Origin of the sequence: Corynebacterium intestinale, assembly GCF_023574125.1 — a bacterium.
GTDB classification, from domain to species: Bacteria; Actinomycetota; Actinomycetes; order Mycobacteriales; family Mycobacteriaceae; genus Corynebacterium; species Corynebacterium hesseae.
On the sequence record NZ_JAMKFF010000009.1, the window covers coordinates 1 to 10,521 of the forward strand.

At 64.0% G+C, this 10,521-nt stretch carries 12 protein-coding genes; 7 read left to right on the top strand and 5 right to left on the bottom strand.

Annotated features, from left to right (window positions below; genetic code table 11):
• Positions 1 to 150: 150 nt before the first annotated feature.
• From M5J06_RS09765 to M5J06_RS09775, 3 genes are read right to left on the bottom strand one after another with little or no spacing between them, the layout of a single operon-like run.
• Complete coding sequence (locus M5J06_RS09765; RefSeq protein ID WP_250224546.1) at positions 151 to 789, bottom strand: anti-sigma factor; 639 nt, start codon at positions 787 to 789, stop codon at positions 151 to 153.
• Positions 786 to 1,394 (bottom strand): sigma-70 family RNA polymerase sigma factor, encoded by a 609-nt coding sequence (locus M5J06_RS09770; protein WP_250224547.1) that lies wholly within the window; start codon positions 1,392 to 1,394, stop codon positions 786 to 788. The genes M5J06_RS09765 and M5J06_RS09770 overlap by 4 nt, the downstream gene beginning before the upstream one ends.
• A gap of 7 nt (positions 1,395 to 1,401) precedes the next feature.
• A complete protein-coding gene (locus M5J06_RS09775; RefSeq protein ID WP_167595548.1) occupies positions 1,402 to 1,539 on the bottom strand; it encodes a hypothetical protein in 138 nt (45 codons plus the stop codon).
• 169 nt (positions 1,540 to 1,708) lie between these two features.
• Here M5J06_RS09775 and M5J06_RS09780 point away from each other — a divergent pair, with 169 nt between their 5' ends.
• From M5J06_RS09780 to metX, 4 genes are all read left to right on the top strand, one after another.
• Positions 1,709 to 3,289 carry a redoxin domain-containing protein gene (locus M5J06_RS09780; protein ID WP_250224548.1) on the top strand — a complete coding sequence of 527 codons (1,581 nt, stop codon included), beginning with the start codon at positions 1,709 to 1,711 and terminating at the stop codon, positions 3,287 to 3,289.
• A gap of 10 nt (positions 3,290 to 3,299) precedes the next feature.
• Positions 3,300 to 3,902: an MBL fold metallo-hydrolase gene (locus tag M5J06_RS09785; RefSeq protein WP_250224549.1), complete on the top strand. Its 603-nt coding sequence runs from the start codon at positions 3,300 to 3,302 to the stop codon at positions 3,900 to 3,902.
• Positions 3,903 to 4,001: 99 nt separating this feature from the next.
• Positions 4,002 to 5,321: an O-acetylhomoserine/O-acetylserine sulfhydrylase gene (locus M5J06_RS09790; protein ID WP_250224550.1), complete on the top strand. Its 1,320-nt coding sequence runs from the start codon at positions 4,002 to 4,004 to the stop codon at positions 5,319 to 5,321.
• Positions 5,314 to 6,468, top strand: coding sequence for a homoserine O-acetyltransferase MetX (gene metX, locus M5J06_RS09795; protein WP_232748440.1), 1,155 nt, complete (start codon positions 5,314 to 5,316; stop codon positions 6,466 to 6,468). Before M5J06_RS09790 ends, metX begins: the two co-directional genes overlap by 8 nt.
• Positions 6,469 to 6,478: 10 nt before the next feature.
• Here metX and M5J06_RS09800 read toward each other — a convergent pair whose 3' ends face one another.
• Both M5J06_RS09800 and M5J06_RS09805 read right to left on the bottom strand, forming a co-directional pair.
• Positions 6,479 to 6,793, bottom strand: coding sequence for a DUF3017 domain-containing protein (locus M5J06_RS09800; protein ID WP_413773171.1), 315 nt, complete (start codon positions 6,791 to 6,793; stop codon positions 6,479 to 6,481).
• Between the two features lie 75 nt (positions 6,794 to 6,868).
• Entirely contained in the window at positions 6,869 to 7,723 is an 855-nt protein-coding gene (locus tag M5J06_RS09805; protein ID WP_250224551.1) for a bifunctional methylenetetrahydrofolate dehydrogenase/methenyltetrahydrofolate cyclohydrolase, read from the bottom strand.
• A gap of 24 nt (positions 7,724 to 7,747) precedes the next feature.
• Between M5J06_RS09805 and M5J06_RS09810 the strand changes: the two genes are divergently transcribed.
• The 3 genes from M5J06_RS09810 to M5J06_RS09820 all read left to right on the top strand — a co-directional run bounded on the left by M5J06_RS09810 (position 7,748) and on the right by M5J06_RS09820 (position 10,518).
• Positions 7,748 to 8,218 carry a tRNA (cytidine(34)-2'-O)-methyltransferase gene (locus tag M5J06_RS09810; protein WP_250224552.1) on the top strand — a complete coding sequence of 157 codons (471 nt, stop codon included), beginning with the start codon at positions 7,748 to 7,750 and terminating at the stop codon, positions 8,216 to 8,218.
• A 14-nt stretch (positions 8,219 to 8,232) separates the two neighbouring features.
• Positions 8,233 to 10,128, top strand: a complete 1,896-nt coding sequence (locus M5J06_RS09815) for a pyruvate kinase (RefSeq protein WP_437177591.1) — start codon at positions 8,233 to 8,235, stop codon at positions 10,126 to 10,128.
• A gap of 141 nt (positions 10,129 to 10,269) precedes the next feature.
• Complete coding sequence (locus M5J06_RS09820) at positions 10,270 to 10,518, top strand: FeoA family protein (protein ID WP_070521454.1); 249 nt, start codon at positions 10,270 to 10,272, stop codon at positions 10,516 to 10,518.
• The last annotated feature ends 3 nt before the right edge of the window (positions 10,519 to 10,521 follow it).

The window sequence follows — 10,521 nt, forward strand, 5'->3', positions numbered from 1 at the left end:
CTGTCCAAAAACACCAAAGACTCCCTGCCCAAAAAGCAGGGAGACTCCACGTCCAAAAAGTCATTGGACTCCTAGCCCAAAAAGTTACTGGACTCCGTGTCCAAAAAGCCCATGGACATAACACACGTAGCTGCCCTATCGCATACCGGGCTAGCTAGCGCTGGCCAAAGTAACGGTGGCGAGGGTGCGGCCTGTGGGTTGCTCGCTGCCGCCTGCGGGTTCCTCGGTGACCATGACTTTGACTGCCGCGCCGTCGAAGGGCATCCATACCCCATCGTGTGGGTCCTGGCCGATGACCCCTGCCGAAGCCATGCCGCCATCGGCGCTGACTGCCCATACCTGGGCGCCCATGCCATCGGCGAGCTGCGGCTGGCCATCCACCATCGCGCCGGATTTTTCCATCGACTCCGAAGACACGATATCCAGCTGTGCGCCCGATGCATCGGCGTTGCCCTGCATGAGATCCTCTGCCCCCATGATGGCGTGCATCGACTTCTCGCCAGGCGATTCAGCCTCTACCCGCGCGCTATCGCTCGTCTGATTCTGCGAGTCATCGGACTGCAACAAGGGCGGCACGGCAACCATGCCTACCACGAGGACCGCCGCCGCAGCCGGCACCGCCACGAAGGCCCGCCAACGGCGGCGCGGAAGCTCGATGACCTCGGCAGCTTCGCCACCGTCAATTTCCGCAAAGACGGCATCTTTCATTCGCACCGGCGGCTCGACCTCGGGGAGGGAATCGAGGAAGTCATCGAAAGTCTCATCAGAAAACTCATGCGTGTTGCTCATCTTCCCTCCTTTCCGAGAACCGCTTTTAGCTTCTTTATGCCATCGCGCACACGCGTCTTCGCCGTACCCAGCGGTACTCCCGTTGATTCTGCCAGTTCGGCATGCGTCAAACCATCGAAAAACGCGAGGGCCACCGCCGTGGAATGCGGCTCCCCAATCTCGTCGACGGCCTGGCGCAGGAGGTGTGCCTCCACATTGTTCAGGGCTTCGTCTTCGATCGGCTCAGCGAAGGTGGCGTGATCAAGCTTCGAGTCGCGGTCATCACGCTGCACTGCGGCCACATGGCTGCGCAGCTTATCGACGGCCCTCCCATGCGCCAACCTACCCACCCACGAGCGAGCATTCCCCCGTCGCGGGTCGAACTTCGCGGCGGAGGTCCAGACCTCAACGAAGACGTCTTGGGCAACCTCTTCGGCTAAGGCGGGATTGCGCAGAACGCTCAGGCACACGCTGTACACGGTGGGTGCGAGGGCGTCGTACAGCGCGCTGAAGGCATGCTTGTCTGCGGAAGCGGTCTGAACCAAAAGGCGGTTCAGCCGCTCGTGTTCATCGGGGGACATCGCAGGCACGGGTGTTGAGCTTACCTCCAGCAGCGGGGCGGACATGGCGCTTTTACTTAGTCATTTCTTCACTCGGCGCCATCATCTCAGAGCTGGGCATCATGTCCATGTCTTCCTTCTTGTCGTTGCAGGCGACCAACCCACTGGCGGCAACAGCAAGTGCAGCGGCGACAGTAACAAGCTTCTTCATTTCGGTGCTCCTTCTTCAAGCAATCGGGGCTCGGCTTTTCCGGGCCCTGTATCTGACTATTCGGAGCCGCCCCGCGATGCGGATTGGATGGATTTAAAACCAATCCGTTTTCACTCGTGCTCCGAACTAGTTGCATACCCACACCGCACACCAAGCGAAGGAGTACAGCATGCTATCAACGCTGTTCATCGGGTTTACCGGTGGCCTTATCACGGGCATCTCGCCCTGCATCTTGCCGGTCTTGCCGCTGGTCCTCGCCGTTAGCGGCGGCTCACGGTGGCGGCCATGGCAGGTCGTGGGCGGACTCGTCACAAGTTTCAGCCTCGTCACGCTGTTTGCCACAACGCTGCTCAATTCCCTGGGCCTGCCCGCCGACGTCCTGTGGAAGGTGGGAATCGCGCTGTTGATTCTTGTTGGCCTGGGAATGGTGTTTCCCCGCGTGCAGGAAGCCCTTGAGTGGCCTTTCCAGAGGCTTCCGAAAGCCGGCAGCTTGCAATCCAAGGCCCGCGGCAAAGGCGGGTTCGTCGTCGGCTTGGCCATGGGGGTTGTCTTCGTCCCCTGCGCCGGCCCCGTACTCGCAGCCATCTCCGTGGCGGGCGCCACTGGGACTGTCGACGCCCACATCCTCGCCCTCTGCTTCTCCTTCACCCTCGGCGTAGCCATCCCGCTGCTGGCCTTCGCTTTGGGCGGCAACGAGGTGGGCAAACGCGTCGATGCTTTCCGCTCCCACCAGCGCGGGGTGCGCATCACCGCGGGCATTGTGGTGATCGCTATGGCCGGTGCGATTTCGCTTGGCGCGCCCGCCTGGCTGCAGCAAAATCTCCCCAGCATCAACGCCGACGCCACGCCCGTTGAACAGGCCGCCCGCACAGCCGAAGGAACCCCAGTGCCCGCGTTCGCGGGGTTGACCGGCTGGTTCAACACGGATGCGCCCGTCGATCCGCGCACCTCCGGCAAGGTCACCCTCATCGATTTCTGGGCCTATGCCTGCATCAACTGCCAGCGCAACAACACGCACCTGACCAAGCTCTATGCGCACTACAAGGACTACGGCCTCGACATCATCGGCATCCACGCGCCGGAGTACGCCTTCGAGCACGAGGCAGCCAACGTGCGCCGCGCGGCCCGCGAGCAAGGAATCGAATACCCGGTGGCGCAAGACAATGACTTCGCCACGTGGAAGAACTTTGGGAATCGGTACTGGCCGGCGCACTATGTCGTCGACAAGCACGGCATGCTGCGCCAATCCCACCATGGCGAGGGCGACTACGCCGAGACCGAGCGCCTCATTCGTGAGCTTCTCCTCGAGCGCGACCCCAGCATAGAGCTACCCGAACCAATCGAGACCGCCGATGCGAACAGCGCGCCGCGCTCGCCGGAGACGTACCTCGGCACCGCACGCGCGCAGTACTTCGCCAACGCCGACTACCGCGTCGGCACGCACCAGTTCACCATGAACGAGCCGCCGTTAGGTCAATATTCGCTGGGCGGGACGTGGACGCTGGCCGACCAGCCCATCACCGCCGGACCTCACGCGCGCCTGCGACTGAACTACCGCGCCGCCTGGGTACAGCTCGTGGCATCAGGGCAAGGAACGGTTCGCGTGCATCACGCCGATGGTTCGGTCCGCACCTTTGACATCACCGAGGACGGCACGGTGGATCTCGTCCGGGAACCTGACAATCACACCGAAACAATCGAGCTGGAAGTAAGCGAAGGGCTCTCGCTGTATTCCTTTACTTTTGGCTAGCGTGGGGTTTATGAAGATTTCGCTGTATGGACAATCCGCCGTGGCCGTTGAGGCTCCCCAGGGGCGCATCGTCATCGACCCCGGTCCCCTCTCTGACCTGAGCTGCCTCGAGGACGCCAAAGCGGTGCTGCTCACGCACGCACACGGTGACCACCTCGACGTCGATGCCGTGCGCGGGAGCGGCCTGCCGGTGTGGGGAACGCGGGAGGCTATCGACGCCCTCGGCTCCGGCACCATCGTGCATGCTGGAGAGACGTTTACAGTTCTGGGCCTTGAGATTCACGCGGTGGGCGGCCTCCACGAGGAGATCCACCCCAATATCCCGCGCCCGGAGAACCTGGGTTATTTCTTCGGCGGCGTGCTGCACCCCGGCGACCAGTGGGTTGTCTCGGAAGGACTCACGGTAGACGTGCTCCTGCTTCCCATCTCCGGCCCGTGGGTACGCGGGGCGGATGCTGCGGACTACGCCATGCGCATCGGCGCGCGGCTAACAGTTCCCATCCATGACGCCGTGCTTTCCGACGCCGGCAAGCAGATCACCGACGGCATGCTCCAACGCGCCGGGGTGAGCGGCTATCGGCGCCTGCGGGTTGGTGAAAGCATCGAAATTTAAGCCGAACCAACCGCTCGGTCTATTTTTATTCTCGGGCTTGCCTGCGGTTTCCGGAAAACCACTAACGGCACTGAACCGCTTGGTCTAGCCTTTCCTGACATGAGCACCAAATACGATAATTCCAAAGTCAACGAGTGGTCCTTTGCCACCCGCGCCCTCCACGCCGGCCAGAACCTGGACGGCTCCACCAACGCACGCAACGTGCCGATTTACCAAACCACCTCCTACGTCTTCAACGACGCCGAGCACGCCGCCAACCGCTTCAACCTTTCGGATGCCGGCCCGATTTATACCCGCCTGACCAACCCCACGCAGGACGCGCTGGAGGAGCGCCTCGCTTCCCTCGAAGGTGGCGTGGCCGCCGTGGCATTTGCTTCCGGCCAGGCCGCCGAGACCGCTGCCATCCTGAACCTGGCCTCCGCCGGCGACCACATCGTCACCTCCCCGCGCCTCTACGGTGGCACCTCCACCCTCTTTACCGTGACCTTGAAGCGCCTGGGCATCGATGTCACCCTCGTGGAGAACCCCGACGACCCGGCATCCTGGCAGGACGTCGTCCAGCCCAACACCAAGGCTTTTTACGGCGAGACCTTCGGCAACCCAGTCGCCGATGTCCTCGACATCCCCGCCATCGCCGAGGTAGCCCACAAGAACCAGGTCCCGCTCATCGTAGACAACACCATCGCCACCGGCGCGCTGGCCCGCCCGCTGGAGCTGGGCGCAGACATCGTCGTGGTTTCCACCACCAAGTTCTACAGCGGCAACGGCTCCGCCATCGGTGGTGCCATCATCGACGGCGGCTCCTTCGACTGGACCGTCGAGCGCGACGGCGAGCCCGTCTTCCCCTACTTCGTCACCCCGGACGAGGCCTACCACGGCCTCAAGTACGCCGACTTGGGCGCACCGGCCTTCGCCGTCAAGGCGCGCGCAGGCCTGCTGCGCGATACCGGTGCCGCCATCTCCCCCTTCAACGCCTGGCTGACGCTGAATGGCATTGAGACGTTGCAGTTGCGCGTCGAGAAGCACAATGCCAACGCCCAGGCCGTGGCCGAGTACCTGGAGTCCCACGCCAAGGTCACGAAGGTCAACTACGCCGGCCTGGAGTCCTCGCCGTACAAGGCCACCAAGGAGAAGCTGGGCTATGACTACACCGGCTCCGTGCTCTCCTTCGACATCGACGGCGGCCGCGAGGAGGCGTGGGCGTTTATCGATGCGCTGAAGCTGCACTCGAACCTGGCCAACATCGGCGATACCCGCTCATTGGTGGTGCACCCGGCGACCACCACGCACTCCCAGTCCGATGAGGCAGCGCTCAAGGCCGCGGGCATTACGCAGGCCACGGTGCGCTTGTCCGTCGGTATTGAGGACGTCAACGACATCATCGCCGACCTCGAGCGTGGGTTCGCGGCCATTGGTTAGCGCCATCCCGGAGCTCGCGCCCGAAGGCGAGCTCGCCGTCGTCCCCATCGGTGACTTCACCACCGAAGCAGGCGCCGTGCTTGCCGACGCCCACGTGGCCTACCAACGCTGGGGCGCTTTCGCCGGCGACCCGGACGGCGTCAACAATGTCTTGGTGGTCGAGCACGCGCTGACCGGGGATTCCAACGTGGCGGACTGGTGGTCCGACCTGGTGGGCCCAGGCAAGGCCCTGGACACCACGCGCTGGTGCGTTATCGCGACCAATGCGCTGGGTGGCTGCAACGGATCGACGGGGCCGAAGTCGCTGCACCCGGATGGAAAGCCGTGGGGCGGGCGCTTCCCTGCGCTGTCGATTCGGGACTTGGTGGAGGCCGAGCACGACTGCTTGAAGAAGCTGGGTATTTCGCGTGTGCACGCGGTACTCGGCGGCTCGATGGGCGGGGCGCGGACTCTGGAGTGGAGCTTGCTGCACCCGGAAAGCGTGTCGGCGGTATGTGTGATTGCGGTGTCGGCCCGAGCTTCGGGCTGGCAGATTGGCATCCAATCCGCGCAGATTTCCGCCATCGAGCGCGACCCGTTTTGGCATGGCGGCAACTACTACCTCACGGACAAGACTCCGCGGGATGGCCTGGCGGCGGCGCGCCGTATCGCGCATTTGACGTATCGCGGCGAGCAGGAAATCGACGAGCGCTTCGGCGCTACCGCACAGCAAGGCGAGAATCCCTTGGGGCCGCACCGCCAGCTCAACCAGCGTTTCGCGGTGAACTCCTATCTGGATTACCAGGGGGCTAAGCTCACCGAGCGCTTCGATGCGGGTTCCTACGTGGTTCTCACGGAGGCGCTGAACCGGCATGACGTCGGCCGCGGGCGCGGCGGGCTCATCAAGGCGTTGGCGGCCTCCCAGGTGCCGACGATGGTGGTGGGCGTGGACACGGATATCCTCTACCCCTATCACCAGCAGGAGCACATCTCCCGCAACGTCAACCAGCTGCTGGCGATGGCCAAGATTGTCTCCCCCGTGGGACACGATGCTTTTCTGACAGAGACCCGGCAGATGAACCGTATCCTGCGCAACTTCCTGCTGCTCTCCGCGCCAAATGGCTTGGACGTGGGCCCTGCGTACGTGGGCGATGAGTATTACATCTAATCCTGTCTGATTAAGATCCAAGCGCGTCGATGGAAAAAGCCATGAACACCATCGCCGCGCCCAAGATGCCTGTAAAGCAGGCGTCGAAGCGCCGGGAGCGCACTGCGAGCACGCCGACCCGCGAGGAGTCGCAGGTCAGGCGGACCACCGCCAGCCACACCAGCGCCCCGCCCAGCAGCAGCGTGGCGCGGCGCCAGTGCTCGAACACGGCATAGAAGCCCGACACCACAACCGCCGCCACGAACAAGCCGATGGCCAACCACTGAAGAGCCGGCGGCAGCGCCGAGGGCTTCAGGTGCGCATCGTGCGGGTTCGATAAAGACACCGGCGGCGCAGTTTTCCCGCGCGGCTGTGCTGGTTGCTCAGACATACTCACTACTCGAGCGCTCGACTTCACGCGCTACTGAGCGGCGAGCTTTTCGGCACGCTCGACGATGTTGCTCACCAGGAACGCGCGCGTCAGCGGGCCCACGCCGCCCGGGTTCGGGGAAACGTAGCCGGCCTTCTCCCACACGTCCTCAGCCACGTCGCCGGCGAGTTTGCCGTCAACGCGGGACACACCGACGTCGAGAACCGCAGCGCCTTCCTTGACCATGTCGGCGGTGAGCATGTGTGCCTTGCCAGCGGCCGCGATGATGACGTCTGCTGCGCGGGTCTCCGCGGCGAGGTCCTTGGTGCCGGTGTGACACAGCGTCACCGTGGAGTTTTCGCTGCGGCGGGTCAGCATCAGGCCAATTGGGCGGCCCACGGTCACGCCGCGGCCGATGACCACGACCTTGGCACCATCGAGCTCCACGCCGAAGCGGCGCAGCAGGTGGATGCAGCCATTCGGCGTGCACGGCAGCGGGGCGTCCTCGTTGAGCACCAGCTTGCCCAGGTTGATCGGGTGCAGGCCATCGGCGTCCTTGGCTGGGTCGATGAGCTCGAGCACGCGGTTTTCATCCAGGTGCTTCGGCAGCGGCAGCTGCACGATGTAGCCGGTGCAAGCATCGTCATTGTTGAGCTCTTCGATGACGCGCTCGAGTTCTTCCTGGGTAACGTCGCCAGGCAGGTCCTTGCGAATCGAATTGATTCCGAGCTTCTCGCAATCGCGGTGCTTCATCTTCACGTAGGAATGCGAACCCGGATCATCGCCCACCAGGACCGTGGCCAGTCCCGGGGTAATTCCCTTCTTCTTGAGGGCGGCCACACGCTGGGCCAGGTCCTCAAAAATCTCGTCGCGGTACAAGTTGCCATCTAGTTTGGTAGCGCTCATGCCCACCATCCTAGACTGATGCCTATGAGCAGCTTGCACATCGTCTTCGACAACCCCGTGATCCCCACCAACACCGGCAACGCCATCCGCACCGCCGCCGTCACGGGCGCGAGCCTGCACCTCATCGAGCCCCTCGGCTTCAACTTCGAGGACAAACACCTCAAGCGCGCGGGCCTGGACTACCACGACCTGGCGGATCTCAAAATCCACAAAGACTTCGACGCCTGCATGGAGGCCCTCCCCGGCGCGCGGGTCTTCGCCTTCACCACCCACACAGATCAGTGGTTCACGGACATCGACTACCAGGAGGGGGACGTCCTCCTCTTCGGCACCGAGCCAACCGGCCTGCCTGAGGAACACGCCTTCCACCCGCGCGTAACGGAGCGCGTGCGCATCCCCATGATGCCGGCTAGGCGCTCGATGAATTTATCTAACGCGGCGTCGACGGCCGTGTACGAGGCCTGGCGCCAGCTCGGCTTCCGTGGCGCGGTCTAACAACTCGCGGCACAATGTGGGTGGACTTTCACACCGAAGGAGATACCTTGCCTAGCCTGCGCCCACTTCTTGATTCCCTCACTACCCGCGTCGAAGCTTCGTCTGCCGCGCACGCCGCGCAGATCGCGCGCGTGGATCCCGTCCACCGCCCCGGCGCGGTCAACCTCGTGCGCTACATGGAATTGCGCTCCCAGGACGCCGTCGAAATCCAGGAAGGCCTCACCGCGTTGGGCGCCACGAGCCTTAGCCATCCAGAGCCCGCGGTGCTTGAGCGCCTCCACGCCGCGCGCAACGTGCTCGACGCCTTCGATGGCCAGGCGGCGACCTATCCCGTGCAGCCGATTGCCACGGCTTATGCGGACGCGGACGATATCCTCGACGCCAACACCGAAGCCCTCCTCGGCCCCACCCAGGAGGACACCCACGCGCGCATCATGGTGACCCTTCCCACCGAGGCCGCAGAGGACTATGAGCTGGTCCTCGGTTTCGCCCGCGCGGGCATGGAACTAGCCCGCATCAACTGCGCCCACGATGGCCAGGATGCCTGGCAGAAGATGGTGGCACACGTCCACCGCGCCGCCGAGGAGGTGGGGCGCGAGATCCTGATTTCCTGCGATATTGCTGGCCCCAAAGTCCGCACCGGCAGCATAGAGCCGGGTCCGCAGGTCATTCGCGTGCGCGGCGAGCGCACCGCGGCAGGTGAGCTGCTGAGCCCGGCAACACTCGTGCTTCACGACGCCCCCTCCTCTACCCGCGCCCAGGGGGTGGCGGGGGAGGCGTCGCCAAGCGCGGCCCGCCCGGCGGTAGCGCTGGAGGTGGATGGCGAGTGGTTGGCGCGCCTGCACCCCGGCAGCGAGGTGCGCTTCACGGAAGCGCGCGGGCGCTCGCGTGTGTTCACCGTGGAGAGCGCAGAAGCAGGCGTGGCGGTGCTGCACGGTGATCGCAACTGCTACCTCGCCGAGGGAACGGTGTTGAGCCACGGCGGGGACACCACGCAGGTGCATGGAGTTCCGGCCCTGGAGCAGAAGATTCGCCTGCACCGCGGCGAGGAGTTGGTGCTGAGCACTTCGCAGGAGCCGGCGCGCATCGTTGAGGGTGAGGTGACCACAATTGGCTGCACGCTGCCGGAGGTGGTCGGTGCGCTGGAGGTGGGTCACCGGGTGATTTTCGATGATGGCGCAATCTCCGGCCGCGTCCGCGAGGTGCGGGGCAACGGCGCTGAGCGCGAGGCTGTCATCACCGTGGAGCACGCCGGGCCCACCGGCACCAACCTGGCCGCCTATAAGGGAATCAACCTGCCGGATACCGACGTCCCGCTGCCCAGCCTCACCGAAGAGGACATCGAGGCGCTGCGTTTTGTGGCCACGCACTGCGATATCGCGGCGGTCTCTTTCATCCGCACTCCAGCTGATGTGGCCTTCCTCTATGACACGCTCGAGGAGATTGCCGCCGAGCAGGAGTCCGAGGAGATGGCGCAGCGCGTGCGTGACCTGGGCATCGTGCTCAAGATTGAGACGGTGCCGGCCTATGAGCAACTGGGAAGCGTGTTGCTGGAAGGCATGCGCCATGCCAAGTTCGGCATCATGATTGCGCGCGGTGACTTAGCCGTGGAGTTGGGATTCGAGGAGATGGTCCAGGTGCCGGGGCGGATCATGAAGGTCGCGGAGGCGGCACATATCCCGGTCATCATGGCCACGCAGGTGCTGGAGACCCTGGCCAAGACGGGGCTTCCCTCCCGCGCGGAAATCACGGACGCGGGCTATGCGCTGCGCGCGGAGTGCGTCATGCTCAACAAGGGACCGCACATCACCGAGGCGATTGAGATTCTGGACCGCATGTCCCGCAAGCTGGGCCAGTCGCGGCTGAAGAACCGCCAAAAGCTGCGCCAGGTGAGCAGCTGGACCAACTAATTCAGGCAACATGTAGGAAACGCGGCGCCCCGAGCGCCGCGTGGTGAGGATCACCTAACCGAAAGCGGCGAAAAACTAGACAGACCTATATTTACTTAGGTTAACCTATAACGGTAATGCTTTAGAGAAAGAGAGCTCACCGTGAAGTTGTCTGGGTGCCCACGGCAAACCGCCGACGCCATCCCCATGGGATGCACCATCACCTTGGGAAACGAGTGCATTTCCTGCACCTGTGACGCCGCCTTGGCAGTGCGCCTCGGCGAGCTAGGCATCCGCCCCGGCGCCACACTGACGATGGGCCCGCGCGTGGCCGGCGGCGCCCGCGTTGTCTCGGTGGGCAGCTGCCGCTATGCCATCGACAAGGCAACACTGCAAGCCATCGAGGTCTAAAAC

Coding starts and splice junctions, on each gene's coding strand:
- M5J06_RS09765 (WP_250224546.1), bottom strand. CDS start 789: ATGAGCAACACGCATGAGTTTTCTGATGAGACTTTCGATGACTTCCTC.
- M5J06_RS09770 (WP_250224547.1), bottom strand. CDS start 1,394: ATGTCCGCCCCGCTGCTGGAGGTAAGCTCAACACCCGTGCCTGCGATG.
- M5J06_RS09775 (WP_167595548.1), bottom strand. CDS start 1,539: ATGAAGAAGCTTGTTACTGTCGCCGCTGCACTTGCTGTTGCCGCCAGT.
- M5J06_RS09780 (WP_250224548.1), top strand. CDS start 1,709: ATGCTATCAACGCTGTTCATCGGGTTTACCGGTGGCCTTATCACGGGC.
- M5J06_RS09785 (WP_250224549.1), top strand. CDS start 3,300: ATGAAGATTTCGCTGTATGGACAATCCGCCGTGGCCGTTGAGGCTCCC.
- M5J06_RS09790 (WP_250224550.1), top strand. CDS start 4,002: ATGAGCACCAAATACGATAATTCCAAAGTCAACGAGTGGTCCTTTGCC.
- M5J06_RS09805 (WP_250224551.1), bottom strand. CDS start 7,723: ATGAGCGCTACCAAACTAGATGGCAACTTGTACCGCGACGAGATTTTT.
- M5J06_RS09810 (WP_250224552.1), top strand. CDS start 7,748: ATGAGCAGCTTGCACATCGTCTTCGACAACCCCGTGATCCCCACCAAC.
- M5J06_RS09815 (WP_437177591.1), top strand. CDS start 8,233: ATGTGGGTGGACTTTCACACCGAAGGAGATACCTTGCCTAGCCTGCGC.